The following is a 25,029-nucleotide window of genomic DNA, read 5'->3' on the forward strand; positions in this document are numbered from 1 at the left end:
TTCGACACCCCGAGCAGCTGAGCACCATGACCGCGGAGATCCTGGCCGCCACCGAGCACCTGGTGCTGCGCCGAATGACCAACGACGACGCCGCCGCCCTGGCGGCGTACCGAAGCGACCCGGTGCAGGCCCGCTACCAGTCAGGGGAGACGCCATTCCCCCTCGACAGCGCCCGGGCGCTCGCCCAGATGCGCAACGTGCGATTCGCCCAACCCGGCGTCTTGCTCCAGACCGGCATCGGGACCAGCGGACGGCTCATCGGCGACATCGCGGTCTGCGTCGATGGCGACCAGGCCCGCAGGCCACCGTCGGGTTAACCCTCGCCGCCGACGCGCAAGGCGGCAGCTTCCCACCCCTTCTGGAAGCCCTCCGGGGTTCGGAGGTCACCACTTTGCAGTCGACGCCGGCTCGGAGGGGCGTCCTCACCCCACCCGGAGGGGAATCCGTGATGGATTCGGTGGCAAGCGCCAACGCCGCCAGCGGGCCGAGCCAGAAGGCACGACGGGACAGCACGGCAGCGTCGATGTCGCGCCGCGCCTCTACTTCCTCGGGCAGCGAACCGCCCGCCTCAAGCGGGACCGCTCCGGCAACCGCATCGGAGAGGAACACCGCCATGCCCAGCGCCTCCCTCGCGCAGTTCCCCGACGTGGCTCGACCTGACCCGGCCGGGCCCCGCCCGCCCTACCGATTCGTCGCCGCGCTGGCGTTGCTCGGCGCCGCGCTGCTGACGGCCGGGACCCTGCTACATCCCGGGCACGCCGATCCCGGCTCGCCGGCCGCGGCGTTCGCCGAGTACGCCGGCGTCAGTCGCGGCGAATGGGTGGCCGCCCATCTGGTGCAGCTGGGCGGCGTCGCCGGCCTGGTCGTGCTGGTCGTCATGCTGGCCCGCGCAGTCGACGGCACGCGGGGCTCGGCTTGGGCTCGGGTGACGACAGTCTTCGCCACGGCCGCCCTGGCCACCGCCGCGGTCCTGCAGGCCGTCGACGGAGTCGCGCTCAAGGCCGTGGTCGACCTGTGGTCGGGCGCCGGCGAGGATCGCTCCGCCCTGTTCGTGGGGGCGCTGGTGGTGCGGCAGGTGGAGATCGGGCTGGATGCCCTGTTCGCACTGCTGCTCGCCGTAGCCTTCCTCGCGGTCGGCATGGGCCTGCTCGCCGCACCGAACGGCAGCCGGGGGCTGGGCGCCCTGGCCGTCGTGGCCGCGGGGGCGGCCGCCGTCAACGGCGTCGCGCTGGCCCTGAGCGGCTTCTCGGCCGCGACGATGCTCGCCACGACGGTGAGCGGTGCGGTGGCACTGGTGTGGATGCTCCTGGCCGCCGTCTGGAGCTGGCGCCGGTCGGTCCTCCACCGGCCCTGACATCCCTCACTGCACCTCCATGCACTTGGTGCGGGAACTCGGTGAAGTCCGGTTACCTGCGCCGCGCCCGGCCCGCCGACACGCTCGGAGAAGTCCGTCGAGACGACTCATCCCGACCCAGGAGAGGAAGCCGCCATGCTGCTCTACGACGACCCCGCTGCAGAGGCTCTGCACGTGGCAGCGGATGAAGCCCGACGCCTGGGCGCGACGAGGTACGAGACCGGACACGTCCTCCTGGGCCTGTTGCGGACCGCGGACGCGGTCACCGCAACCGTGACTCTCGACCATCCTCAGCTGACCGAGCACGCCATCCGCACCGCTCTGGGCGCCCCCTCCGGACGGACCCAGGAGGACGGCGACCACGAGGCGCGGAGCCGCCGGTCGACGCCGGAGCCATCGGCCGAGTTCCGCCGGGCCGCGCGGCAGTTCACCGCGAAGTGGCGTCCGCTGGTGCGCAGCAGGCGGCTGCAGCCAGGCCTGAAGCTGGGCACCGGCGAGCTGTGGCTGACCGTGCTGGAGCCGGGCACCGCGTCGGCTCGCGCCCTCGCCTCACTGGGCGTCGAGCCGGTCGACGCCCGTCCTCTGGTGCTGGCCACGATCGTGCCGGACGGCGCGCCGGTGCCGGACTGGCCGGACGAAGTGCCTGCCGGGGGAGTCCGGCGGCTGCTCGACCGGCTGCGCGGCACGGGGAGTGCGCCGTGACCGCCGACGCGGGCCTCTGCGTCCTGGCACGTCACGATCCCTCGGTGGGCCTCTCGACGCACCCGATGAGTTCCGGCACCTGTCGCGCGCGCCGGCCTCAGCGACACCTTCGAACAGCGCCTTCTCGACGATCACCGGCTCGCATCGTCCCAGCGGAGGCAATTCGTGCCCACTCCTGAGTCAGTGGATCGCGACCTCGCCGTGGAGGTCGTCGACCTCCACCGCTGGTACGGCGCCTCCGAGGCCGTCCGCGGCGTCTCCTCCGCCGTCCATCCCGGGGAGGTCTTCGCGCTCCTGGGCGTCAACGGCGTCGGCACGACCTCCGTGCTGGAACTGGTCGAAGGCCGAGCCTCCGCCGACGGAGGCTCGGTCCACATCCTCGGCGCGGACCCCGTCACCGAGCGCGCCCGGGTCCGGCCGCACCTCGGCGTCCTGCTGCAGTCCAGCGGCCTCCCCGGCGACCTCACCGTCGGCGAGACGCTGCACACCTGGGCCCGCAGGCTCAGCCGGTGTCCGCCCCTGGCCGGTCGATCCCACCTGCGGGCCGCCACCCAGGTCATGGGCTCGCTGCTCGGCGGATACGGCGACGCAGGCCGCCGCGAGCACCGGGTCGACGAGTTCCGGCCAGCGCCAGCCCGTCCCCCGAGGGGAGGCGCAGGCGCACCTCCACGACCGGGCGCCGTGCGAAGCGCACCGCCATCATGCGGATCCCGCCATCCGTCGCCCGTTCGGTGGTGGTGTCCAGGGCCGGTGTCGGCTGTCGCCTGGGCAGCGCCGGCAGCGGACGCGGACCCGGGCGGAGTGGTCCTGGTCGGCGGCGTGACAGGCGGCGTCGACGGGTCACAGATGCGGTCGAGCTGGGCCATGGAGCCTTCGGAGAGGTAGCGGCGGTCGGAGACCTGCCACTCGTCATGGGCCTCGACCAGGACCGCCCCCGCGCGGCGGAGCAGCGCGGCGGGGATGGGAAGTGGGCCCACTCCCGCAGCTCGGTCATGAGCAGGGAGCAGTGGCCCCGGTGCTCGCCCGGGCGCGCCGCGACGAGCTCACGGCCCGCGCGAGCAGTGGCTGGCCGAGGACGAGCAGGCGTTCACGATGCCGATCCGCGACCAGCATGGGGCCCAGGGCACTCCTGCTACGCCACCGCCCGGCCGTAGGACGACGGCGTCATCGACCCAGCCAGATCCGCTCCGTGCTCCGCCTGCCCCCGTCGGCGGGTGCGAAGGGCCCGTCGGCAGAGGTCGGCCATGGCGTCTTCCGACTGTGAGCGCTGCGAGGCCCTCGGCTCAGGCCCCTGCGACCGGTGGCGCGGTGGGGTCGGCGGCCTCGGTAGTGACCTCCCGGAGCACGTAGTCCTCGATCGTCTCCAGGTCGTGGGTGGACCGCTTCACGACCGTGAGCAGATCGCTCATCTTGCTGACCTCCTCGATCTGCTCCTTGATGAACCACTGCATGAACTGGTCCGAGGCGAAGTCGTTCTCCCGCCGTGCGACGCCGATCAGCGCGTTGATCTGCTCGGTGACCCGCTTCTCCTGCTCCAGCGCCAGGGCGACCGGCGCGACGACGTCCGGGAACTCGTTGACCGGGGCCGCGACGGCGGGGATGCGCACCAGCGCGTCGGAGTCGAGCAGGTAGCGGACCATCATCATGGCGTGCTCGCGCTCCTCGAGCGCCTGGTCGAAGAACAACCGTGCCGTCCGGGGCATGGTCAGCTGGTCGAAGTAGACGGCGCAGGCGACGTACTGCTGGTGCGCGGCGAACTCGTTGCCGATCTGCGTGTTCAACAACTCGACGAAGGCAGGGGCGGCCATCGGGACTCCCGGACGTGTGCGGTGGCGGTCACCGGACGGTATCCGGTGATCCGCCGACGCCCGTGGACCGCCGGAGAAGGGCAGGCTAGCCTCACCAGGTGGCCAAGTCGGCGCGCCTGCCCAAGAAGAAGTGCTGCCAGGACAAGCCGCGCTGCAAGCGGTGTCCCCTCCGCGCCCTCGCCGAGGGGACGCTCCCGCCGGGCTACACGGTCAAGCGGCGCCGCCTGGTCAAGGAGGACAAGGCCGACAAGGTGCTCGCCAAGAGCAACCGGAAGGCTGCCTGACCCGCCTCGCCCGGGCGCGGGGTGCTGAGCGGTGTGCCACACCGTCCTGGTGGCCGATCGCAGGCGGGATCGCCGTGGGGGTGATCCGCACGCTGCGCCGACCACGGGCTGGTCGGCTCGATGGGCCGGATCGGGGCCTGCGGCGACGATGCCGCGATGGAGTCCTTCCTCGCCCTGCTGCAGAGGAACGTCCTGGACCGGCAGCGCTGGATGACGCGAGAAGAGCTCCGCCCGGCGATCATCACCTGGATCGAGTCCTGCTCCTCGCTGGAGCTCTTTCGCCTCGCCTGTCGCCTCATGAGCTCGATGTCGTGGGCCGTGTTCAGGTGTTGAGCAGAGCCTTGGACTCCACCGCCCGACCCCTCGCGCCCATGCCGGCCGCCCCGATCACTTGCGCTCCAGCCGCGCCGCCGTGCCCTCAGCGTCCAGGCCGACGGGGCGGTGTCTCGAAGCAGGAACGGCCAGCGACTGCTCCGTGAGGAGTGGGGCGAGCGCTCGCGCCGGCACTCCGGGGCTCAACCCGGCTGTCGGTGGGGTTCGGCTCGGAGCCGTCCGCGGATCGACCGGATCCCTCCCTCGTAGCCAGTCCGGTGGCACTCTGCTCCGCGGCCGGAGCTGGGGTCGCTGGCCCGCAGCCGGGAGGTCGCGGCCCGGTGCGCGAGAGCCGAACTCGCCCACGGCCCACGGCCCACCCCACCCCACCCCACCCCTGCAGGTGGGAGGCCCTCCAGGGCGGAGACCGCCGGGTCGAGCTCCCGGGTGTGTCGGAGAAGCGGAGGCCACGAGCCCTGCCGGGTGTCGCCGCAGTCGGATCGGTGCCCTGGTGGCGTGCGGTCGTGATCAGCGGTTCGCCCGGCTCCTGGCCGGCGACGAACGCCGGGTGGCCTACTGGCGCCGTCACGTGTTCATCGGGGTGGTGCTCAGCGAGGTCGCCGGCGTCTCGGTGCTCTGTACGCGGTGCTCACGACCACACCGGCCCACGCCCACCCGCTGGTGCTGGTGCTCGCCGGGGCGGTGGTGCTCGGCTCGCCGGGGTTGCTGGCCCTGCCCTGGGGCCGCTGGGTGTACGACCGCCGCGGCGCGATGACGTTCTACGCCTGGAGCATGGCCGACACCGCGGTCATCGCGGTCATCGCCCGGCTCGACGGCGGGGGAGCAGCCCCCTGGCGGCACTGCTGTTCCTGACCCTGGCCTTCATGGCGGTGGCCTACCCGCCGCTGGGGGTGCTGGCCATGGGCGGGGTGATGACCGCCGTGCACCTGGCGGTCATCTGCTCGGGGCAGGTGACGCTGTCCGCCGGCTTCCTCGCCCTGGTGATGGTGGCGTTCACGATCTGCTGCGCGCTCAGCTCGGGCAACTCCTGGGACGCCTCCGACCAGTTGCTGTTGCTGCTGCGCACGCAGGAGGTGCTGGCCAGCACCGACCCCCTGACCGGCGCGCTCAACCGGCGCGCCTTCCTCGCCCGGCTGCAGCAGATGATGGCCGGGCCGACGGACCCCGGCCTGGTCTGCCTGGTCGACCTGGACGACTTCACGGCGGTCAACGACCGGAACGGCCATGCCGCCGGTGACGCGGTGCTCGTGGCCGTGACCCGCGCGCTGAGCGCGACGGTCCGCGAGGTGGACACCGTCGCCCACCTCGGCGGCGACGAGTTCGCCCTGCTGCTGCCCGGCACCACCGCCGCCATCGGCGAGGGAGTGGCCGCCCGGGTCCGGGCGGCCGTCGCCGAGGCCGGCGCCGCCGTCGGGGTGACCGCCAGCATCGGCGTGGCCACCCTCGTCCCCGGCGAGGACGTGCACGACCTCCTGCACCGCGCGGACGCCGCGGTGTACGCGGCCAAGACCGCCGGCGGCGACCGCGTCAGCGCCCACCACTGACCACCGGCGCCACGCGCCCCGCGTCCAGCCGGAACCAGGGGCGAGGTGACCGGGTGGCGGCCGCCCGCGGCCACCGGCGGGCCGCTGTCAGCGTCGCCAGAACAGGTGGTGCACCACGCCGGTGGGACTGGGCACGACGTCACAGTGGTAGCGCTCCAGGAGCTCTTCGGGGGAGCTCCACAGCCGGGACCCGGCGCCGAGCTCCACCGCGGCGACGGCGACGTGCAGGGTGTCGATGAGGTCGGCGTCGAGGAACTGCCGGATGGTGTTGGCGCCGCCGCCCAACCGGACGTCCTTGCCGTCGGCCGCTTCGAACGCGCGCTGCAGCACGGTGGCTGGATCACCGCCGACGAAGTGGAAGGTGGTGTCGGACAGCTGGAAGGAGGGCCGGTCGTGGTGGGTCATGACGAAGACCGGGGTGTGGAACGGGGGCTGCTGGCCCCACCACCCCTGCCAGTCGTGGTCGGCCCAGGGTCCACGCTGCGGGCCGAACTTGTTGCGGCCCATGATTTCGGCGCCGATGTTGCGGTGGAAGTCCCGGACCATGTAGTCGTCCAGACCGCGGCTCCCTCCCGGGTCGGTCCGGTTGGGCCAGCTCGCCGTCGCGAAGGCCCAGGCGCCGAGTTGAGCGGGGTCGGCGTGGCCGAACGGGCGTTCCAGACTCTGTCCTTCACCGGCGCCGTAGCCGTCGCTGGAGAGCATGAAGTTGTGCACTCGGACCATCTGCGTCATGGCTGACCCCTCATCGGTTAGGTTCGTCTGATGAGTTCGACTGCGCCGCGAGGGCGGACTCATCGCGCTACGTCCGAACTCCCGTGTCGAGACGTCCGGTGACCGATCGGTCAGCGGGACGGGCTGACGGCTGCCTGACGAAGCGCCGGCTGATCACGGGATCCGGGGACGCTGGACCGATGAGTTCGCCCCGCTGAGGTCGTCACCACCGTGACCGATCGCCACCCTCCCGATGCCCAGGAGATCTGTTGACCGCAACGACGAAGGTCGTCCAGCCCCTGGACGCCTTCTTCTCCGCTCCGATCCGCAAGGACGGTGCGTTTCCCACCTACCTCGAGCTCTCCGGCTCTGCTGAACTCCTCGGCACGCGTCGTGCCGTGAAGGTCGCCGGGACCCTTGACGGGCACCCCTTCGAGGCCACCTTGATGCCCTCCGGCGCAGGACCGCACTGGTTGCCGTTGCGGGCCGCTCTGTGCACGGCCATCGGCAAGGCCGACGCCGGCGAACAGGTCACCGTCCACCTGCAGCAGCGCTTCAGCTGACCGCACGACCGACTCCGGAGGAGGACCACCCGTGGACGAGGGACAGATCCGCGCCGCCGTCGGATCCGAGCGGCTCGGCCTGGCCGACTTCTTGGACGACCTGGAGGAGGCGGAGTGGGCCGTGCGGTCGCTGTGTCCGGACTGGACCGTCCGTGAGGTGGTCGCCCACCTGACCATCCCGACCCGGACCAGCCTGCCCGGCATGGTCGTCGGGATGCTCAAGGCACGCGGCGACTTCCACCGCATGACCTCCACGGGCGCTCGCGCGCGGGCAGCCGCCTCCACTCCGGCGCAACTGACCCAGCAGCTGCGGGAGAGCGCCGGATCGGCCCGCCGCATGCCCGGCAGCGGCCCGATGGCCCCGCTGATCGACGTCCTCGTGCACGGACAGGACATCGCCCGTCCGCTCGGGCGCCGGCGCCCGATGCCCGCCGAGCCCGCGACCGCCGCACTCGCGTTCGTGGCGGGCGTCGCCTTCTACGGCGGGCCCGTGCGCCTGGCCGGCCTCGTGCTCGTGGCCACCGACACCGGCCACACCTTGGGGGACGGACCCGAGCAGGTGCGTGGGACCACCGACGACCTGCTCCTGGCGGCGACCGGCCGACCCGCCGGGCTGGCCGGCCTGTCCGGTGACGGGGTCGCCCGCCTGGCCGGTCGCCTCCCGGCGCCCGTGGCCCGGTGAACGGCGCCGGTCCAGACCGCTGGTCAGCCGTCGCGGCGGAGTGGGACCGGTCGTGGGGCGGTGTCGCGCTACCGGGATGGCGTGCGACTCTCGACGCCACGGGCATCGGCCCCGGCCGACGGGTGCTCGACGTCGGTGCGGCAGCGGGAACCTCCTCGCCCACCTGGACGCGCTGCACTTCGCCACGGTCCCGTTGCACGCACTCGCCGAACTGGTCCGGGTGGCGGCACCGGTTGCGCTCGTCCTCGGCCCGATTGGCGGTGGCCACGAATGGTCGAGGTGCCCTCGGCGGCACCCGACGACGACGTCCTCGTCCGTGCCGTCCTGCCGGGCGAGGGCACATCCGATTCGCCGTCGGGCGCTACCGCCGACGACCACGCCTGCAGCAGACGCCCGTGGCGGCCCGTTCGGGAACCCCCACTGGCGTCGACGTGGCGTCCTGTCCCGGTCGGCCATCGCCGTACCGCAGGGGGTCCTCCAGCGGCACGCAGGGGGATCGACGCGGCCCCGTTGGACGCCGGCGGTCAGGCCAGCCCGGTCCTGCCGTCGGTGAGTTCGCGGAGGACGTCCGCGTGACCAGCGTGCCGTGCGGTCTCCCCGACCATGTGCACGTGGATCCAGCGAAGGGAGACCTGGCCGAGCAGCGGATGCGGTACCGCGTGGTCCAGGTCCGGAGACCGCGGTGGTGAGGCCTGGCGCGCCTACGGACTGGTGGTCTTCGCAGGGTTGTTCGCGCTGCTGGCCTGGCGGCCCCTGGGTTACCGCGGCGTGTGGGAGCTCGTCATCTTCCACAAGGTCGCCGTGACCACCACGGCGCTGTCCTAGGCCTCCGGTGAGCGGGCCGTCGACACAGGGACGATGCTCGTGGGGGACGGCGCCCTGTCGGCCATCCTGCTCATGGCCTACCTCAGCTGCCGAGGGTGGCGTGCCTGGCATCAGCCGTACCGTCCGGACGTCGTCCCGTCGTTCCCGTGGGCCGAACCCACTACGGGGGCGTCGCCCACCCAGCGCGACCCGGCGCTGCCTGTCTCCCAGGGATCCCTCAACGGTGCAGCCGAGGGGTCGGCGAGGTCGGGCGGCGGGCCGGAGGCGCCGGCGGACCCCGGCGACCGCGAGCCTGCTCGGGGCTCCGTGCCCTAGAGTCCGCCTGCCCGAGTGCGTGCTCCCCGGCTGTCTGCAGAGGTGACGATGCCCATCAGTCTGGAGGCGCTCGAGCCGGCGCCGGCGGGTTTCGACGCCTGCGCCTCGTGCGCCTACCGGATCGCGGGGACTCCGGCCATCTGCTTCGCGTGCACCGTCGACGGCGGCGCGGCATCCGACGGCCTGGTGTGCGACGTCTGCGGTCAGGTCGTGGATGAGCGGGGCTCGTGCCCCAACACTGTGTGCGGCTTCGACGACCGCTACTTCTCCCGCCTGTACACCGTGTCGGGCAGGGCGGAGGAGATGTGGAGCGCGATCTACCGGTACAAGTACGGGGATGAGCGCGACCTGGCCGAGGTCCTCGGGCGCATCCTCGTCGGCTTCCTCGAGGACAACCGCGAGGAGCTGGCCGGCTACGACCTGATCACGACCGGCGCCATCTACGTCGGTCCGCGAGCGCAGCGGCTGTGGGACTACCTGCAGGTGATCGTCGAGGCGGCCCGGCGTGACGGGCCGGGCTGGCCCTTCGTGCCGGGCCTCATCGCCAAGTCGGGACCCACCGGGCGGTTCCTCGGCATCAGCCCGGCGGAGCGCCAGAGGATCGCCGAGGGCGAGTTGCGTGCCGCGCTGTCGGTCCCCGAGCCCGAGCGGGTCGTGGGACGGCGGATCCTGGTCTTCGACGACGTGTACTCGGAGGGGTTCTCCCTGCGGGAGATGGCGCGAGTGCTGCGGGCAGCCGGCGCGGCCGAGGTGGCCGGCCTGGTCTTCGCCCGCCGCAAGGGCGGCTGAAGCGCCGGGCCGCGGCGTCCCGCCGGCTGAGCCGGGCGAGCGAGCCGCTCGCCCGGCTGGACCGTGGGGGGCGATCGCGCCGGACCCGGCGGCGACCTCTCGGGCAGGTGGAGCGTGAACCGGCCGCGGTGCGGCGGAGACGGACCACAGCCCGTCGTCCGCGGTGGGGCACCGTGCCGCTCGGCGCAGCAGCGACCGCAGGTGCCTCCGCGCCGCAGCACTGGACCGCGCGGTGGGGAACGCTGTCCCGGCGGGGCCGCGGGGGCTCCCGAGGGGAGGACCTGGTGGCGACGGAGTTGTACCTGGTGCGGCACGGCGAGGCCGTGGCGAACGTCGAACCGGTGATCGGCGGGATGCGTGGCGACGCGGGCCTCACTGCTCGGGGACGGGACCAGGCCCGCCTGCTCGAGGAACGGCTGGTGGACCGGCCCCTGCACGCCGACCGGCTCGTGGCCAGCACCCTGCCGCGGGCGCTGGAGACCGCCGAGTACGTCGCGAGGGCGCTGGGCCTGCCCGTGCAGCACGACGACGGGCTGCACGAGCTGCGTCCCGGGGAGGCCGACGGGCTGACCGTGGAGCAGTGGCGGGCTCGGTACCGCGGCGGCGAGGAGCCTCCGGGGACGCGGGACCCCTACCGGGCGTTCTCCCCGGGGGGCGAGAGCTGGGCGACGTTCCTGGCCCGCGCGGGCGGCGCGCTGTCCCGTCTGGTCGCCCGGCACCGGGACGAGACGGTGGTGGCGGTGTGCCACGCGGGGGTCGTGGAGGCGTCGTTCGCGCTGGCGTTCGGCCTGGGCGCGAGCGGCAACCGGGTGGACTGCGCGCCGCTGAACACCAGCCTCACCCACTGGCGGCACCGGCTCTCGTCCGCCGGCGAGCCGGAGTGGACGCTGGTCTCGTTCAACGACGCCGACCACCTGACCGGCAGCGGCCTGCCGGCCGCTCCGCCGCGTGACGCCGTGCCGCTCCCCGGGGAGGACCCTGCCGCGGAGACGTGAGCAGCCGCCCTCCGGGCGCCGTGCGCCCGGTCGGCCACCTGCTGCGAACGAGCGCGCTGTGGTGGCCGAGACGGGGGAGCGTCCCTGCGCTGGTGCGGGCCGTCGCGCACCGGCGGTGCCGCAGGGCCGGAGGGCCGAGCAGGGACCGTGGCCGGGTGCCACCGTCCAGTCGGTGGGCCAGCTGACGCCCTGGACGTGCCTCACCGGCCTGCCGTCGGCGAACACCGCAGTCAGACCCTCCGTGGGCCTGCCCCGCCGGGTGCCGTCCTACGTCCGCGCGGCGCAGCGGGCGCGCTGCCGGCTCGGCTGGGTCGTGGCCAGGCAGGCCCTCGCGAGGAGTCCGGGTGACACACGGGAGACGGTCCTGGGAGGCGAGGCAGGCGTGGAGCGGACACGGCGATCGGCCGCAGCGGGCGCTCAGCCGCCGGCGCTCCCGCCCGTGAGGCGCACCGGCGTACCCTCCCGGGCGGAGCGATCGGCGGCGCAGGCCAGGGCGTGCGAGCGCAGTGCCTCGGAGTACGGGACGCGGGTCCGAGGCGCCCGGCCGAGCAGGACGTCGACGAACTCGCGGTCCTCGGCGGCGATCGGGTCCTGCTCCGAGCGCAGCACCTCCGTGCCGTCCCCCGTCCCCACCAGGAGCTCGTGGTCGGTCAGGCCGCGCTCGGAGACCTCCAGCACGCGGCCTTCCGCGACGACGTGCAGCGCGACCCGGTGCCGCCCGCCCAGGACGCGCGCCGAGGAGATGCTCCCGACCGCGCCGGAGGCGAACCGCAGGAGCGACGAGGCGGCCGTGGGGACGTCCTCCACCCCCTCGGGAGCGGCCCGCTCGGCCGCGGTGACGCTCTCGACCGCGCCGGCGAGGTGGCGGGCCAGGTCGAAGATGTGCGTGGTCTGCTCGATCACCTGGCCGCCGGAGTACGCCCGCTGCGGCCACCACGGCACGCGCGGCGTCCTGTCCCACCAGTAGCCCGTCACCAGCTGGGCGGGCGTCTCGGCGAGCAGCTGCGCGGCCCGCTCGACGACGTCGAGGTGTCGCCAGTGGTACCCGACGGCGGTGGTCAGCCCGGCGCCGGCCAGCCGGTCGGCGATCTCCTGCGCGGTCGACAGGTCCAGCGCCAGGGGCTTCTCCACGAAGAACGGCAGCCCGCGGGCGATGGCAGCGGCTTCCAGGGGGCCGTGCGCGAACGGCGGCACACACAGCCAGACCGCGTCCAGCTCCTCGGCCTCCAGCAGGTGCAGACCGTCGCCGTAGGGGCGGGCGCCGTACCGGGCGGCGACCTGAGCCGCGCGCTCCGGCTGCGTGTCGGCGACCGCGACGACCTGTACGTCCGCCATCCCCGCGAGCGCCTGCAGGTGTCTCCCGGCGATGAAGCCGCTGCCCACACAGGCCACCCGTAGCCGCGTCACGACCGGCTCCCGGTCAGCGCCGGCTGGGTCGACGCCCGCAGCAGCCCGTCGTAGACCGCCGCGGTGTCCGCCGCCATCCGGTCCCGGGTGAACCCGGCCAGGTACCGGCGGCGCCCGGCGGCGCCCTGCCGGCGGCGCAGCCCCGGGTCGGCGATCAGCGCCGCGAGCGCGGCGCCGAGCTCGGCCGGGCGTCCGAACGGCACCAGCGCTCCGGTCACGCCGTCCACGACCACCTCCTCACTGCCGACCACGCGGGTGGCCACCACCGGCAGCCCGGCCTCCATCGCCTCCAGCGCGGCCAGGGACATCCCCTCGTACCTCGACGGCAGGACGAACACGTCGGCTGCGGCCAGCAGCAGCCGGGCGTCGGGACGGTGCCCGGCGAACTGCACGGCGGAGGCCACACCGAGTGCACACGTCCGCTCGACGAGCGCCTCCCGCAGCGGCCCGTCGCCGAGCAGGACGACCGCCAGCTGCGGGAAGCGGGCGACCAGATCCGGCACCGCGTCGACCAGCTGCCACTGGGCCTTCATGTGGGTGAGCCTGCCCACGGTCAGCACCACCGGCTGCTCCGCGTCCAGCCCCAGGGCGCGCCGTGCCTCCGCCCGCGGCATCCGCCGGGCCAGCGGGGCGATCCCGTTCGCCACCGTGGTGAAGAGCTCAGCCGGCACCCCGATCCGCTCGTACGTCCGGCGCAGGCCGGTGGAGACCGCGATGAGCCGGTCCACCGGCGCGATCGCGGAGAAGTAGGCCTGCCGCCTGCGCGGGGAGGAGAGCGCGTAGGGCAGGTGCTGGGTCTGCACCACCACGGCGCACCCGGCGCTCCGGCCCAGCCGGACCCCGTCCCAGTTCTCGCTGCCGGTCCCGACGTGGCAGTGGAAGACGTCGGCCGGGTGCGCCGCGAGGAACCCGGTGACCCGGGGCCCGAACCGCGGGTCGCGCGGAGACGGCAGCGGCAACGTGGCGGCGCCCAGCTCGGTGGCCCGGTCCAGCAGCCACTGCGTCCTGGGGAGCGCGCGCGCCATCAGGGACACGTCCACCGTGCCGGCGAACGCGGCGACGAGGTCGAGCACGTGCGCCCCCATGCCCGAGGGGTCCGTCGAGGGCGTGTAGAAGCAGATCGAGCGAGGTCCGGCCATCCACGCCTCCACGACGTACCGCTGGAGGCGAGGAAACTATCGGCTGACCTCGTCGGACGCATGCCAGAGCGCCGACGGACCGCTCGCGCCGACTCCGCCGCCGCCCGGGTCGTGGACCGCGAGCCCGGTGGCCACGGTCGCCGGACCCGCCCGCTGACGCGTGTCCTGCGGGCCCGCCCGGTCCGTGGTGGGCGGCGACCGCGCGAAGCCACGGGTGAGCCGGACGGACAGGCAGACGCGCTGGTCGATGCGTGGAGTGGGTGACCGGGATCGAACCGGACGGCAACGGGGACAGCAGAGCGAGACGGACGACGGTGGATGCGGCTGACCTGTGACCTGGGAGAGCAGTACGACCGCGGACGATCGTGGCCGCGGTCGTGTCATCGACTGCGGGGGAAGAGCGTGCTGAGTCCGAGCGGAGGCCGAAAGGGCTTCCAGGCGCCCTCGGCGATCCCCAGTCGGTCGGCCAGCACCCACAGGACCGCGGGGTTGACCGCGAGGCCGAGGTGGCTGCCGCGCACTTCCACGTTCTCCCGTCGAGGGCCCACCTCGTACCGGCACGAGGACCAGTGCACGATGCCGTCGGCTCGCGTGTAGACCGACGTGGCGGGCACGCGCAGGGAGCCGCGCTCGGCCCAGGGCCGGGGCAGCGCTGCTGCCTGGCGGAGGAGGCCGGTGCCGCCGTCGACGATGCCCGAGGCCGTGCGGACCCAGGGAGCCCATCGCACCACCGGCGTGCCCAGGGTGACCAGTCCGCGGACGCTGCCCGGCGCGGCTCTGGCCAGTTCGCGCGCGTACAGCCCGCCGAGACTCCAGCCGACCAGGCTGACCCGCCGTCCCGAGGTGCGGTGCAACCGCTCGAGTCGGTCGCGCAGCGTGTGGACGACGTGGCCCGTCGGTCCCCGGTTGAGGCCCAGACTCCAGCCGGACACGTCGTGGCCGAGGGCGCGCAGCGCGGTTCGCAGCACCAGGGTGGCGGGGTCGCCGGTCAGCAGACCCGGCAGCACCAGTACCGGGTGGCCGTCTCCGCGGCGGGCGGTGGCGAGCAACGGCCAGGTGGTCGCGAGGGCGGCGAGGTCCAGTCCCGCCCGCGGCGGCTCGGTGAGGAGCGAGGCCCGTGAGGGGAGACGCGTGACGGCAGGCACCCGGACAGCATCCACGGCGCCGGACGGTCCGTCCGCAGGCCGTCCACAGCAGACCCGCCCGGGCGGTGGGGCCCTGGAGGCGACCCGGACGACGGAGCTGGCCGACCGGGCCGTGGACGAGCTCTCCGGCGGGCAGCGCCGGCGGTGTGGATCGCCATGGCGCTGGCCCAGCAGACCGATCTGCTGCTCCTCGACGAGCCGACGACGTTCCTCGACGTGAGCCACCGGATCGAGGTCCTGGACCTGCTCACCGACCTCAACCGGTCACGCGGCACCACCGTCGTCATGGTGCTGCACGACCTCAACATGGCCGCCCGCTACGCCGACCACCTGGTCGCGCTGACGTCCGGGCGGGTCCACGCGACGGGTGGGCCGCAGCAGGTGCTCACCGAGGAGAGCGTGCGCGCCGTGTTCGGCCTGGACAGCCGGATCATCACCGATCCCACGTCGGGCCGGCCCCTCGTGCTGCCCATCGGCCGCCACCACACGCGGCGCCGGCCGCTGCCCTGCGCGGCGAGTCGGTGGGGGATCCCTCGCGGGACGGGCACCTCGCGCGGTCCAGCGCCGAGGGCGTCACCGCCGACGGTCCCCCTGCGGGACCGCCACGCCCTCGGTGCGGGTGACGGGTGCGGGGGTCGCCGCGGGGTGACTCCCCGCCGCTGCGGCGAGAGGTCGCGAGAACCCCGTTGCCCGGCGCGGCCCCGACGCGCCACGCTCGTCGCGTGCAGCAGCTCCTCTTCCTCTAGGACCGGCCCAGGCCGCACCCCCGACGCTGTCGACGTCCCGGGGTGCGTCCGCGTGCCCCGCGCCGCCCGTCCGGGCGTCGCGTCCCGCCTCGAGGAAGGACTGCCCCCGTGCACCTGCTGATGGTCGGTACCACCGCCCCGAGCCACGTCTACCCCGGCCTCGCCGTCATCGCCGAGCTCGTCCGCCGCGGCCACCGCGTCACCTACGCCGTCGGGGAGCGCCTCGCTCCGCTGGTCGCGCCCACGGGTGCCGACGTGCTCGCGCACCGCTCGCTGCTGCCCACCGCGGACGAGCACTGGCCACAGGACGTGGCCCAGGCGCGCCACGTGTTCCTCGACGAGCAGGCGGCGGTGCTGCCGCTGCTGGAGGAGCAGGCGAGGCCCGATGCGGTGCTCTACGACATCGGCGGCTACGCCGGCCGCGTGGCCGCGCGGCGCTGGGACGTCCCCGCCGTGCAGCTGAGCCCGGCGTACGTCGCCTGGGACGGCTACGAGGAGGACATGGCCGAGCACGAGGCGGCGGTGGCGGCCGGCCCCAGCGGGCGGCGGTTCGCCGCGGCGCTGCGGGACTGGCTCGACGCGCACGGGGTGACCGACGACGGCGAGGCGTTCGTGGGCCGGCCGTCGGCGTGCGTCGTCCTGGTGCCGCGGGTGCTGCAGCCGCACGCCGACCGGGTCGACCCCGACCGCTACGTCTTCGCCGGACCGTGCCCCGACCCGTCGCGGCTGACCGGCTGGGCGCCACCACCCGGCGACGACCGGCCGCTGGTCTACGTCGGCCTGGGCACGGCCTACACCGACCGCCCTGACCTCTACCGACTGTGCCTGCAGGTCCTCGGCGAGGACCACCGCGTGGTCCTCGCCAGCGGCAAGGTCGACCCGGCCGACCTCGGCCCGCTGCCGCGGGGAGCGGTGGTGGCGCGGGTGCAGCCGCAGCTGGACGTCCTGGCGCACGCCGACCTGTTCGTCACCCACGCGGGGATGGGCGGCGCGGGGGAGGCCCTCTGGTACGGCGTGCCGACGGTCGCCGTCCCGCAGGCGGTCGACCAGTTCCTCAACGCCGAGACCCTCGAGCGCATCGGTGCGGGTGTCCGGCTGGGGGCCGTCGAGCCGGTCGCGCTGCGCTCGGCCGTCGCTGCCGCGCGGGCCTGCGCCGGCCGGGCGCGGGCGCTGCGGGGCGAGGTGCGTGCCACCGGCGGGCCCGTCCCCGCGGCCGACGCCGTCGAACGCCTCGCCGCCGGCTGAGTCGCGACGCTCGGACCGCGGCCCGTCCGGGGGCTGCGGGGTGCGGTGGGCCCGACCGCTGCGGTGCGCCCGCCGTACCCCGCACCGCCCGGCCTGCCGCGTCCTCGACCGGCCGCGCGCTGCCGGCTGGTCGGTGCGTGCGACTACTTCATGGTGGCGATCTGGATCAGGTTGCCGCAGGTGTCGTCGAGGACGGCGGTGACCACCGGCCCGAAGTCGGTCGCGTCCTGGGTGAACTGCACGCCCAGCCCCTTGAGCCGCTCGACCTCGGCGTGCACGTCGTCGACGGCGAACTGGGTGAACGGGATGCCGTCGGCGACCAGGGCCTCCTTGAACGGGCCCGCCGCCGGGTGGCCGTCCGGCTCCAGCAGCAGCTCGACGCCGTCCGGGTCGGCGGGGGAGACCACGGTGAGCCAGCGGGCCTCGCCGGCGGGCACGTCGGTCTTCTTGGTGAACCCCAGCTTCTCGGTGTAGAAGGCGAGCGCCTTGGCCTGGTCGTCGACGAAGACGCTGGTGACGTTGATGCGGATCACGGGTTCGGTTCCTCTCGGTCGATGTGCCACCGGTCGACGATCGAGCGCAGCGGGCTCGTGTCGACGTGGTGGAACTTGTAGCGGCCCTGCCGCCGCGTGTGCACCAGGCCGGCCTGTTCGAGGACCGCGAGGTGCTGCGAGACGGCCTGGCGCGAGGAGGCCAGGCCGTGCTTCACGGTCAGCCGGCCGCAGAGCTCGAACAGCGTCTGGCCGTCCCTGTCGGTCAGCTCGTCCAGGATGGTGCGTCGCGTCGCGTCACCGATGGCCTTGTACAGGTCGGCGTCTGCGTCCACGGCACCGTTGTAGGCAAGTCAACACTTGCCTGTCAAGAGGAACCGTCGTGGTGCAGCAGTCAGGGTGCCGGTCGTGACGCGCCCACACCGGCCAGGGGAGGTGGACACAGGTGACCAGCAGCTCGGTTCCGCTGTGGCAGGACGAGCCGTACTCCCCGCGGCCTCCCCTGCAGGGAGAGGCGCGGGCGGACGTGTGCGTGATCGGCGCCGGTGTGGGCGGTCTCGCGACCGCCCGGCGCCTGCTCGACGCCGGCCTCTCGGTGGTCGTGCTGGACCGGGCCGAGGTGGCCTCCGGCGCCAGCGGCCGCAACGGCGGGTTCTTCCTCGCCGGGGCCGCGCCGATGTACCACGACACCCGCCGTCTCTGGGGGCGCGAGCGGGCGGCGGCCGTCCACGCGGCGACGCTGTCCGCCCAGCAGGAGGTGCTCGAGGTGGCCGAGGACGTGGGCGCGCGCTCCTGCTTCCGCGTCGACGGGCTGCTCCGGCTCGCCGTCGACGCGATCGAGGCGGACGACGTCCGGGACAACGCCGCGGCGCTCGCCGAGGACGGTTTCCCGGGGCAGCTGGTGGCCGGGGACGACCTCCCGGGCCCGCTCGCCCGGCCGGAGCGGGTCGGGCTGCTCTTCCCCCACGACGGGTCGGTGCACCCCGTCCGCTGGCTCCGGGCGCTCGCCGACGCCCTCGAGTCGCGCGGAGCGCGGATCTGCGAGCACACGCCGGTGGTCGCGCCACCGGCCGCCGACGGGGACGGCGTCCGCGTGCGGACCGCGTCCGGGGTGGTGCGGTGCGACCGGGCGGTCGTGGCGGTGGACGGCGACCTGGCGGCGCTGGTGCCGTCGGCGGGGGCCGTGCGTCCGCGGCGCCTCAACATGGTCGCCACCGCACCCCTCGGCGGGACGGTCCTCCCGTTCCCGGTGTACGCGCGCCACGGCCACGAGTACGCGCACCAGACGGCGGACGGGCGGATCGCGCTCGGTGGCTTCTCCGACCTCGACGGCGACGCGAGCTGGACGGACCGGGCCGAGGTGTCCGGGCCGGTGCAGGCGCGACTGGACCGGTGGCTGCTCGAGGAGCTCCGGGTGGGTGCACCGGTGACGCACCGGTGGGCGGGCGTCGTGGGCTTCGCCGAGGACCCCCTGCCCCGGTGCGGACCGGTGCCGGGCTCCGCCGGACGGGTGTTCGCGCTGGGCGGCTACAACGGGACGGGCCACGTGCAGGCCTGGGTCGCCTCCCGCGTGGTGGCCGACCTCCTCGTCACCGGCGCGAGCGCGTCCGCCGGGCTCTACGCGACCGTCGACGCCGGACGGCGGTGAGCGCGGGCGGCCCCCCGGTGAGGACGCCGGCCACGGGTCAGCCCATCGTCTTCTGACCGTCGATCGACTCCCGCAGGATGTCGGCGTGGCCGGCGTGCTGCGCGGTCTCGGCGACGATGTGCAGGAACACCCGCCGGGCCGACCAGCGGGCGCCCGGCTCGAACCAGGGTGCCTCCGGCAGCGCGTGCTCGGCGTCGAGGTCGGGCAGGGTGGCGACGAGCTCGTCGGTGTGCCGGGCGACCGCCTCGTAGTCGGACAGCACGCCGGCCAGCGTCTCCCCGGGCGCGAGGTGCCAGTGCCGGGTCGCGGCATCGGGACCCCAGTTGCGGTGCATCGCCTCGGCCCCGCCCTCGACGAACCGCACCCACCCGGCCTCCGTGGCCGCCACGTGCTTGACGAGCCCGGCCAGGTCGAGCGCGCTGGCGGTCGGCCGCCGCACCGCCTGCTCGTCGGTCAGGCCGCGGACGGTGTACCGCAGGAAGGACCGGTGCCGCCGCAGCGACTCGATCAGGTCGGCCCGCTCTCGGGTGAGGGTGGTCGAACCGGTCATGGGATCGCCTTCCGTCGTCCTCCGGTGGGTCGGTGCCGACGCTAGGGGGAGGGAGAGCCGGATGGGACGGATCGGTATCTGCCGATGACCTGGGCGCATCAGAACGGTCACACCTGCGGCCTAGCGTGCAGTTCGCAGGCACCGATCCCCAGGAGGTCGTCATGGGTCCGACCGTCACCAGCCTCGACCAGCTCGACTACGACATCTCGGTCGCCTACATCGCCCTCGGGGTCGTCCGCAGCTCGTGGGACCGGTGCCCGAGCGCGGAGAACGCCCGCGCCGTCGACGCGGCGGAGGGGTGCCTGAACGACCTGCTCGACGAGCGCTTCGCCGCCCAGCAGTGACCGTCCGCGAGGAGCCGCGGAGCCGAGCCGCCGCCCTCCCTCGCGGTCAGCGGCCGCGACGGGGACGGCGCCGTCCCGGGCGCCGACGCCGGGGACGGAGGAGGGCGAGGGCCAGCAACCGGGACACGGGGATGCCGAAGACGGCACCGATCCGGCCGCTGCTGGCGATGGAGGCGACACTGCCGAGGGACCCGATGCTGGCGATGCTCCCGAGCGAGCCGATGCTGGCCAGGCTGAACGCCGAGCCGATGCTCCCGATGCTGCCGGCGGAGGCCAGCGAGGCCAGGGAGCCCGAGCTCGCCCGTGACGCGATGCTGCCCACCGAGGCCCTCGAGCTGATCGACCCCACGCTGCCGACCGAGGCGATGCTGCCGGCCGACCCGGTCGGGTCGGCCGGTCCCCGGCACCCGTCCCGGTCGGTGTACGGGGCCGGTGGGAGTCCGGGGTCCGGTGCCATGAGTGCTCCTCGAGGTCGGTCCGCGCCGGGCGTCGCGCGGTGACGGGCGGACGGCGGTGGTCGGGCGCCCGGACCCGGCCCTCCCCGTCGGGGCGTTCCGACGACGAGCCCGGTCGCCGGCGTCCGCACCGTCGACCGGCGGCTCCGCCACCCGCGCCACGACCCCCTCGGTCCTCCCTGGGACCGCCGAGCGTGGACGGTGGGGAGTCCGCCCGCAACCCCCGCCCGACCTGCCGGTGCGGCGCGGTGCCCTCCCGCACGACGACCGGCGAGCCTGGGTAGGGGTCGACCGGGCGGCGGACCGAGGGCCGGGGTGACCGCGGAGGGAGCACCGATGGACGAGACGGCGACGACCACCGACGTCGTGGTGGGACTGGACGGGTCGGCCGGCGCGCGCACCGCCCTGGCCTGGGCCCTCCAGGAGGCGCGGCTGCGGGGCGGGGTGGTCCGGCCGGTCACCGTGTGGCCGGAGGACCGGCCCCCGCACGTCCACGACGCGGGGATCGGCCCGCCGAGCGCCGCCGACGTCGAGGGCGACGTGCGGTCGAGGATGGGCAGCGAGGCGGCAGAGGTCGCGGCGGCGGCGGGGTGCGAGGACGTCCCGGTGCACCCCGAGGTCCGCCACGGGCAGCCCGCGCAGCAGCTGATCGACGCCGCCGGGACCGACGGTCTGCTGGTGGTCGGCTCCCGCGGTCGGGGACCGGTGCGCGGTGCGGTGCTGGGCTCGGTGAGCCAGCAGTGCGCCCAGTACGCCTCCGGACCGGTCGTCGTCGTGCGCGACGACGACGCCGCGCCTCGCGCCGTCCTGTGGCAGGAACCCGCCAGCCGGGTGGTGGTCGGGGTCGACGGCTCGGCCGGTTCGGTGGCCGCGCTGCGCTTCGCCGAGGCGGAGGCGCGGCTGCGCGGTGGTGAGCTGCACGTCGTGCACGCGTGGACCGACACCGTGTCCGGCTACGGCGGCCCACCCTGGGAGCGGCCCGTCACCACGCTGCGCGAGCAGGCCGACGCCGTCCTCCGGCAGAGCATGCAGAGCGCGTGGCGGGACGCCGCTCCCGACGTCCAGGTCCGCGCGGAGACCGTCGAGGGCGTCGAGTGGGACGTCCTGACCGAGGTGGCCGAGGCGGCCGACCTGCTCGTGGTCGGGTCGCGCGGCCGGACCGGCTGGTCGAGCCTGCTGCTGGGGTCGGTCGGCCTGCGCTGCCTCACCTTCTCCCCGTGTCCGGTGGCGGTGGTCCGCACGCCCCGGTGAGCGCGGGGGCCGCCGACCGCGGTTGCCGGCTCCCGGCAACGACGGTGTGCTGCACCTGACCGGTCGGACCCCTCGTGCACCAGCCCGGTCCGCGGCAGGCTGGGGAGCGGCAGGAGGTGGAGGACGATGCTGAGCCACGACGAACAGCGGGCCTGGGACGAGATCCGGAGTCGCTTCGCGGAGGAGGCCGAGGAGCCCGCCCGTCCGGTCCTCGACCCGGCGGTCCGGCGGCCCCGCCCCTCGGGGACGGCAGACCTCGTCGTCGCGGTCGCCGGTGTCTCGGCCGCCGTCCTGCTGGTCGTCCTCGGAGCTCCCGTCGTCGGCCTCGCCGTCGCCGTCGCCGTCGCGCCCCGGTGGCTGCTGTGGCGCTACCGGTACCTGCTCGACGACGGTGCCGGGACGCCCGCACCGTCGGCGCCCCGCGGCGTCCTCCTCGACGGGGACGGGCACCGGTCGTCGCGCGGGTCCCGGCACCGGCGGTAGCCCGCACGGCCGCGGTGCCGCCGGTCGGTCACGGGTCGGTCGGCAGCGGCCTCGCCGGCCACTCGAGCAGCCGGGCGCCGAGCACGGCGGCGTGCAGGGAGAACCGCTGGTCCGGGGAGGCGACGCTGTGGTCGGTGAGCTGGGCGATCCGGGCCAGCCGGTAGGTGACGGTGCGGACGGAGACGTGCAGCCGCCGGGCGGCCGCAGTCGCGACGTCGCCGGCGGCGAAGTACGCCTGCAGGGTGTCGAGCAGCACCTCCGCGCCGCCGCGACTCCGGCCGAGGGGTCCGAGGACGTCGCGCACCAGGTCGACGATGGCGGCCTGGTCCCGCCCCAGCACCCGGTACACCAGCAGGTCGCGGGCGTGCACCACGTCGGCGTCGAGGTCCAGCCGGTCGGCGAAGACGAGGGCCTCGCGGGCCTCCTCGTAGGAGCGGGCGACGCCGTAGGCGCCGGGGAAGGCACGCCCGGCCGCGACCCGCCAGCGCTGACCGCTCCCGAGCCGGCCCAGCTCCTCGTGGAGCACCGGACCGACGTCGGCGCCGGGCGCCGGTGAGCCGGTGCCGGCTGCCCGGGACGGCACGACGACGACCACCCGGCCGTCCTTGGTGGCGACCAGCACGTCCCGGTCACCGAACCGGTCCACGACGACCCGCTCGAGGACGACGGCCGCGCGGTCGGTGGCGCCGCCGGCAGCGCGCGGCGCGGCGAGCGCCACCTGGTGGGACTTGCCCAGGTCGATCCCGAACGGCTCGGCGCGCGCCACCATCCGCGACACGTCGGCGTCCCCCCGGAGCAGGTCGTCGACGAACTCGCGGCGCAGCGCCTCCTCGTGACGGATCATCTCGCGCCGCTCGGACTGGTGGCCCTCGACGAGCGCCCCGACGGCGTCGTCGAGCACGCGGAGGACCGCCTCGGCGGCACCGCGCACCTTCTCCGGATCGGCGGACCGCTCGACCGCCGGCAGCTCCCGCCACAGGCGCCACGCCGCCGACAGGTAGAGCTCCACCGCGCGGCGGGCGCCCACACCCCCCGCAGCCGCGCGGCCGCCCAGCTCCCGGACCGCGTCGAGCTCCCACGCGTCCGGGCGGCGCCCGTGGACGGCGGCGTCGGCCAGCATGGGGAGGTACTCCCCGAGCAGGTCGACGGGGGCCTGGCACGCGGCCGCTGCCGCCGCCGCGACCGGGTCGAGCCAGTCGCCGGCCGCCGGGGACCGGTCGGACCCTCCGGTGGAGCCGCGCTGCCCGCTGCGTGCCATCTGTCCTCCCTGACGCCGGGCGGGTCGGCCCGCGCGGCCGACGGCCCGACCGGTCCACCCTGCCGACGGTCGGCAACACCAGACTGCATGCGGCCGGCGCGGTGCCGTGGCCCGGGTCAGCGGGAGGTCGCCCCGGCCGGCGTCCCGGTGCACCGCCCGCTGCCGCCGCTCACCGGCACGGCTCCCGGCGGCGTCGCGCCGCGGTCCGGCGCACGGGGGCGCGCGACGGCGACCCCGTGTGCACGACGCCGCTCCCCGGCCGCTCCGCAGCGCCCGGCTCGGCGGGCAGGACGTCCGTGAGTCCGCAGAGCCGGATCGGGCGCTGCACGCTGCGCCGGCCGCCGCGGACGACCACGAGACGTGCCCCGCGCACCCGGCACCGGCGCTGCACCCGGGCCAGCACGGAGACCCCGGCGGCGCCCAGGAACGTCACCCGCTCCATGTCGACGGTCAGCTCGGAGACGCCGCGTCGGCGGGTCTGGGTGCTCAGGCAGGCGTCGAGCAGCGGAGCGGTGTACGCGTCGACCTCACCCGCCACCTCCACGACCACGCGCCCCGGCCGGGTGGCCGGGAGCGCGGTGACGGACAGCAGCGCGGTGCGGTCGGGCGCCGCAGGGCGGCCAGGGGAGTGCGGCACGGGAGAGCTCCTTCGGGCAGGCATCAGGGGGCCTGGCGCAGCGGGTCGAACGGCGTCAGCTCCGGCGGGGCCTCGCCCTTGACGACGGTCTGGGCCAGCAGCCGGCCGCTGGCCGGGCCGAGCGCGATGCCCCACATGCCGTGGCCGCCGGCGACGAACACCCGGGGGGAGGCGGTGGCACCCAGCAGCGGCAGCCCGTCGGGGGTGCACGGGCGTGACCCGACCCACTCGTCGCGCCGGTCGTCGAGGTGCACCCCGCGCAGGAACGGGCGGACGGCGTCGACGACGGCGGTGATCCGCCGTGGGTCCAGCGGCTCCTCGGGGCGGCGGAACTCCATCATCCCGGCCACCCGCAGCCGGTCGCCCAGCGGTGTGCACGCCACCCGCTGGGCCGGGAGGTACAGCGGCCCGCGGGGGAGCCGCTCGACCGCGACGCTGAAGCTGTAGCCGCGCCCGGCCTGCACCGGCTGACGGACGCCGAAGCGGCCGGCCAGCTCGCGCAGGTGGGCGCCGGTGGCGACGACGACCGCGTCGTGCCGCTGCCGTTCCCCGGTGCCGGTGACGACGGTGACGCCGCCCCGCTCGTCCCGGACGTCGGTCACGCCGGTGCCCTCGAGCAGCTCACCGCCGCGGGCGCGCACCGCCCGGGCGAGCGAGCCCAGGTACTCCGGCGGGTGCAGGTACCGCTGGCCGTGGATCTGCACCGCGGCCCCGACCCGGTCGGTCAGGGCCGGCTCGAGGGCCCGTGCCTCCCGGCCGGTGAGGGAGGAGGCGTCCACGTCCTGACCGGTGGCACGGATCGCCGCCAGCTCGGCGAGCAGCGGCCCGGCGTCGCGCTCGCGGCGGAAGCACGCCAGCAGCGGCCGGGCCGGGTGCGTGCGCGCCTCCACCCCGCCGGCGGCGAGCACGTCGAACGCCTCCAGCGCCCGCTCGTTGAGCGGCACGAGGGCGGCCATGCCGCGCCGCCACCGGCGGGCGGTGCTGTGCGCGACGAAGGAGCCCAGGAAGCGCAGCAGTGCTCGGTCGGCGCGCAGGGGGACGTACACCGGCGACCGCGGGCCGGCCACCGCGCGCAGGCCGTAGCGGAGCACGGCCGGCTCCGGCAGCGGCGCGGTCAGCGAGGGGGCCAGCCAGCCCGCGTTGCCCCAGGAGGCGCCGGCGGCCACGCGGTCCCGCTCGTAGACGGTGACCTGCACGCCGGCCTCCTGCAGGAACCAGGCGGTGGCCAGGCCGACCATCCCGGCTCCGACCACGGCCACCTGCCGGGGGGACCCGGGCACGAGGGCGGGACCGTGCTGGTGCGGGTCGGTGGTCATGCGTGCTCC

30 protein-coding genes and 2 pseudogenes are annotated in these 25,029 nt (G+C 75.1%); 19 read left to right on the forward strand and 13 right to left on the reverse strand.

The window, feature by feature from the left end:
- Positions 1 to 26 precede the first annotated feature (26 nt).
- The 4 genes from JOD57_RS20335 to JOD57_RS20350 all read left to right on the forward strand — a co-directional run bounded on the left by JOD57_RS20335 (position 27) and on the right by JOD57_RS20350 (position 2,941).
- Positions 27 to 317, forward strand: coding sequence for a GNAT family N-acetyltransferase (locus tag JOD57_RS20335; RefSeq protein WP_204693671.1), 291 nt, complete (start codon positions 27 to 29; stop codon positions 315 to 317).
- Positions 318 to 613: 296 nt separating this feature from the next.
- Positions 614 to 1,354 (forward strand): hypothetical protein, encoded by a 741-nt coding sequence (locus JOD57_RS20340; protein WP_204693672.1) that lies wholly within the window; start codon positions 614 to 616, stop codon positions 1,352 to 1,354.
- A gap of 273 nt (positions 1,355 to 1,627) precedes the next feature.
- Complete coding sequence (locus JOD57_RS20345) at positions 1,628 to 2,056, forward strand: hypothetical protein (RefSeq protein ID WP_204693673.1); 429 nt, start codon at positions 1,628 to 1,630, stop codon at positions 2,054 to 2,056.
- A 201-nt stretch (positions 2,057 to 2,257) separates the two neighbouring features.
- A complete protein-coding gene (locus JOD57_RS20350; RefSeq protein WP_307824946.1) occupies positions 2,258 to 2,941 on the forward strand; it encodes an ATP-binding cassette domain-containing protein in 684 nt (227 codons plus the stop codon).
- On the opposite strand, the pseudogene JOD57_RS27450 reads toward JOD57_RS20350, so the two are convergent.
- Together JOD57_RS27450 and JOD57_RS20355 are read right to left on the reverse strand one after the other, a co-directional pair.
- Positions 2,893 to 3,033 (reverse strand): annotated as a pseudogene (locus tag JOD57_RS27450) (IS256 family transposase); the annotation flags it as partial. The gene JOD57_RS20350 and the pseudogene JOD57_RS27450 overlap by 49 nt on opposite strands.
- Before the next feature lie 306 nt (positions 3,034 to 3,339).
- On the reverse strand, positions 3,340 to 3,864 hold the full coding sequence (locus JOD57_RS20355) for a ferritin (RefSeq protein ID WP_204693675.1): 525 nt from the start codon (positions 3,862 to 3,864) through the stop codon (positions 3,340 to 3,342).
- 98 nt (positions 3,865 to 3,962) lie between these two features.
- Between JOD57_RS20355 and JOD57_RS20360 the strand changes: the two genes are divergently transcribed.
- The 4 genes and pseudogenes from JOD57_RS20360 (at position 3,963) to JOD57_RS20375 (ending at position 6,025) form a co-directional block, all read left to right on the forward strand.
- A complete protein-coding gene (locus JOD57_RS20360; RefSeq protein ID WP_204695065.1) occupies positions 3,963 to 4,148 on the forward strand; it encodes a hypothetical protein in 186 nt (61 codons plus the stop codon).
- Positions 4,149 to 4,250: 102 nt separating this feature from the next.
- A pseudogene (locus tag JOD57_RS20365) lies at positions 4,251 to 4,403 on the forward strand (IS3 family transposase); the annotation flags it as partial.
- A 702-nt stretch (positions 4,404 to 5,105) separates the two neighbouring features.
- On the forward strand, positions 5,106 to 5,333 hold the full coding sequence (locus tag JOD57_RS20370) for a hypothetical protein (protein ID WP_204693676.1): 228 nt from the start codon (positions 5,106 to 5,108) through the stop codon (positions 5,331 to 5,333).
- A gap of 11 nt (positions 5,334 to 5,344) precedes the next feature.
- Positions 5,345 to 6,025 carry a GGDEF domain-containing protein gene (locus JOD57_RS20375; protein ID WP_204693677.1) on the forward strand — a complete coding sequence of 227 codons (681 nt, stop codon included), beginning with the start codon at positions 5,345 to 5,347 and terminating at the stop codon, positions 6,023 to 6,025.
- An 87-nt stretch (positions 6,026 to 6,112) separates the two neighbouring features.
- Here the strand turns inward: JOD57_RS20375 and JOD57_RS20380 are convergent, their stop codons facing one another.
- The gene (locus JOD57_RS20380) at positions 6,113 to 6,757 is read right to left on the reverse strand and encodes a dihydrofolate reductase family protein (protein ID WP_204693678.1); all 645 of its coding nucleotides are present in this window, start codon (positions 6,755 to 6,757) and stop codon (positions 6,113 to 6,115) included.
- Between the two features lie 248 nt (positions 6,758 to 7,005).
- Here JOD57_RS20380 and JOD57_RS20385 point away from each other — a divergent pair, with 248 nt between their 5' ends.
- Positions 7,006 to 7,299: a DUF1905 domain-containing protein gene (locus tag JOD57_RS20385; RefSeq protein ID WP_204693679.1), complete on the forward strand. Its 294-nt coding sequence runs from the start codon at positions 7,006 to 7,008 to the stop codon at positions 7,297 to 7,299.
- 31 nt (positions 7,300 to 7,330) lie between these two features.
- Entirely contained in the window at positions 7,331 to 7,981 is a 651-nt protein-coding gene (locus tag JOD57_RS20390) for a maleylpyruvate isomerase family mycothiol-dependent enzyme (RefSeq protein ID WP_204693680.1), read from the forward strand.
- A 524-nt stretch (positions 7,982 to 8,505) separates the two neighbouring features.
- On the opposite strand, the gene JOD57_RS20395 is transcribed toward JOD57_RS20390, so the two are convergent.
- Entirely contained in the window at positions 8,506 to 8,649 is a 144-nt protein-coding gene (locus JOD57_RS20395; RefSeq protein WP_204694971.1) for a mycothiol transferase, read from the reverse strand.
- 520 nt (positions 8,650 to 9,169) lie between these two features.
- Here JOD57_RS20395 and JOD57_RS20400 point away from each other — a divergent pair.
- Together JOD57_RS20400 and JOD57_RS20405 are read left to right on the forward strand one after the other, a co-directional pair.
- On the forward strand, positions 9,170 to 9,910 hold the full coding sequence (locus JOD57_RS20400) for a ComF family protein (RefSeq protein WP_204693681.1): 741 nt from the start codon (positions 9,170 to 9,172) through the stop codon (positions 9,908 to 9,910).
- Positions 9,911 to 10,194: 284 nt separating this feature from the next.
- On the forward strand, positions 10,195 to 10,905 hold the full coding sequence (locus JOD57_RS20405) for a histidine phosphatase family protein (RefSeq protein ID WP_204693682.1): 711 nt from the start codon (positions 10,195 to 10,197) through the stop codon (positions 10,903 to 10,905).
- A gap of 417 nt (positions 10,906 to 11,322) precedes the next feature.
- Here the strand turns inward: JOD57_RS20405 and JOD57_RS20410 are convergent, their stop codons facing one another.
- The 3 genes from JOD57_RS20410 to JOD57_RS20420 all read right to left on the reverse strand — a co-directional run bounded on the left by JOD57_RS20410 (position 11,323) and on the right by JOD57_RS20420 (position 14,596).
- Positions 11,323 to 12,312: a Gfo/Idh/MocA family protein gene (locus tag JOD57_RS20410; RefSeq protein ID WP_307824817.1), complete on the reverse strand. Its 990-nt coding sequence runs from the start codon at positions 12,310 to 12,312 to the stop codon at positions 11,323 to 11,325.
- Positions 12,309 to 13,451, reverse strand: coding sequence for a glycosyltransferase family 4 protein (locus JOD57_RS20415; RefSeq protein ID WP_204693683.1), 1,143 nt, complete (start codon positions 13,449 to 13,451; stop codon positions 12,309 to 12,311). Before JOD57_RS20415 ends, JOD57_RS20410 begins: the two co-directional genes overlap by 4 nt.
- A 380-nt stretch (positions 13,452 to 13,831) precedes the next feature.
- The gene (locus tag JOD57_RS20420; RefSeq protein ID WP_204693684.1) at positions 13,832 to 14,596 is read right to left on the reverse strand and encodes an esterase/lipase family protein; all 765 of its coding nucleotides are present in this window, start codon (positions 14,594 to 14,596) and stop codon (positions 13,832 to 13,834) included.
- Between the two features lie 156 nt (positions 14,597 to 14,752).
- On the opposite strand from JOD57_RS20420, the gene JOD57_RS20425 reads away from it, so the two are divergent.
- Both JOD57_RS20425 and JOD57_RS20430 read left to right on the forward strand, forming a co-directional pair.
- Positions 14,753 to 15,463, forward strand: coding sequence for an ABC transporter ATP-binding protein (locus JOD57_RS20425; RefSeq protein ID WP_204693685.1), 711 nt, complete (start codon positions 14,753 to 14,755; stop codon positions 15,461 to 15,463).
- Positions 15,451 to 16,587, forward strand: coding sequence for a macrolide family glycosyltransferase (locus tag JOD57_RS20430; protein ID WP_204693686.1), 1,137 nt, complete (start codon positions 15,451 to 15,453; stop codon positions 16,585 to 16,587). The genes JOD57_RS20425 and JOD57_RS20430 overlap by 13 nt, the downstream gene beginning before the upstream one ends.
- Before the next feature lie 143 nt (positions 16,588 to 16,730).
- On the opposite strand, the gene JOD57_RS20435 is transcribed toward JOD57_RS20430, so the two are convergent.
- Both JOD57_RS20435 and JOD57_RS20440 read right to left on the reverse strand, forming a co-directional pair.
- Positions 16,731 to 17,120, reverse strand: a complete 390-nt coding sequence (locus JOD57_RS20435; protein ID WP_307824818.1) for a VOC family protein — start codon at positions 17,118 to 17,120, stop codon at positions 16,731 to 16,733.
- The gene (locus tag JOD57_RS20440) at positions 17,117 to 17,413 is read right to left on the reverse strand and encodes an ArsR/SmtB family transcription factor (protein WP_204693687.1); all 297 of its coding nucleotides are present in this window, start codon (positions 17,411 to 17,413) and stop codon (positions 17,117 to 17,119) included. The genes JOD57_RS20435 and JOD57_RS20440 overlap by 4 nt, the downstream gene beginning before the upstream one ends.
- A 110-nt stretch (positions 17,414 to 17,523) precedes the next feature.
- On the opposite strand from JOD57_RS20440, the gene JOD57_RS20445 reads away from it, so the two are divergent.
- Positions 17,524 to 18,726, forward strand: coding sequence for an NAD(P)/FAD-dependent oxidoreductase (locus JOD57_RS20445; protein WP_204693688.1), 1,203 nt, complete (start codon positions 17,524 to 17,526; stop codon positions 18,724 to 18,726).
- Positions 18,727 to 18,763: 37 nt separating this feature from the next.
- Here JOD57_RS20445 and JOD57_RS20450 read toward each other — a convergent pair whose 3' ends face one another.
- On the reverse strand, positions 18,764 to 19,276 hold the full coding sequence (locus tag JOD57_RS20450; protein WP_204693689.1) for a DinB family protein: 513 nt from the start codon (positions 19,274 to 19,276) through the stop codon (positions 18,764 to 18,766).
- Between the two features lie 161 nt (positions 19,277 to 19,437).
- Here JOD57_RS20450 and JOD57_RS20455 point away from each other — a divergent pair, with 161 nt between their 5' ends.
- The 4 genes from JOD57_RS20455 (at position 19,438) to JOD57_RS20470 (ending at position 21,809) form a co-directional block, all read left to right on the forward strand.
- Positions 19,438 to 19,620, forward strand: a complete 183-nt coding sequence (locus tag JOD57_RS20455) for a hypothetical protein (protein WP_204693690.1) — start codon at positions 19,438 to 19,440, stop codon at positions 19,618 to 19,620.
- Between the two features lie 131 nt (positions 19,621 to 19,751).
- Positions 19,752 to 20,120, forward strand: coding sequence for a hypothetical protein (locus tag JOD57_RS20460; protein ID WP_204693691.1), 369 nt, complete (start codon positions 19,752 to 19,754; stop codon positions 20,118 to 20,120).
- A 291-nt stretch (positions 20,121 to 20,411) separates the two neighbouring features.
- Positions 20,412 to 21,326, forward strand: coding sequence for a universal stress protein (locus tag JOD57_RS20465; RefSeq protein WP_204693692.1), 915 nt, complete (start codon positions 20,412 to 20,414; stop codon positions 21,324 to 21,326).
- Positions 21,327 to 21,452: 126 nt separating this feature from the next.
- A complete protein-coding gene (locus tag JOD57_RS20470; RefSeq protein WP_204693693.1) occupies positions 21,453 to 21,809 on the forward strand; it encodes a DUF3040 domain-containing protein in 357 nt (118 codons plus the stop codon).
- 28 nt (positions 21,810 to 21,837) lie between these two features.
- Here the strand turns inward: JOD57_RS20470 and JOD57_RS20475 are convergent, their stop codons facing one another.
- The 3 genes from JOD57_RS20475 to JOD57_RS20485 all read right to left on the reverse strand — a co-directional run bounded on the left by JOD57_RS20475 (position 21,838) and on the right by JOD57_RS20485 (position 25,020).
- On the reverse strand, positions 21,838 to 23,067 hold the full coding sequence (locus tag JOD57_RS20475; protein WP_204693694.1) for a PucR family transcriptional regulator: 1,230 nt from the start codon (positions 23,065 to 23,067) through the stop codon (positions 21,838 to 21,840).
- A 169-nt stretch (positions 23,068 to 23,236) separates the two neighbouring features.
- On the reverse strand, positions 23,237 to 23,704 hold the full coding sequence (locus JOD57_RS20480; protein ID WP_204693695.1) for an STAS domain-containing protein: 468 nt from the start codon (positions 23,702 to 23,704) through the stop codon (positions 23,237 to 23,239).
- Between the two features lie 23 nt (positions 23,705 to 23,727).
- Positions 23,728 to 25,020: an NAD(P)/FAD-dependent oxidoreductase gene (locus tag JOD57_RS20485; RefSeq protein WP_204693696.1), complete on the reverse strand. Its 1,293-nt coding sequence runs from the start codon at positions 25,018 to 25,020 to the stop codon at positions 23,728 to 23,730.
- Between the last annotated feature and the right edge of the window lie 9 nt (positions 25,021 to 25,029).

The organism is Geodermatophilus bullaregiensis (assembly GCF_016907675.1).
In the GTDB taxonomy this organism is placed as follows: Bacteria; Actinomycetota; Actinomycetes; order Mycobacteriales; family Geodermatophilaceae; genus Geodermatophilus; species Geodermatophilus bullaregiensis.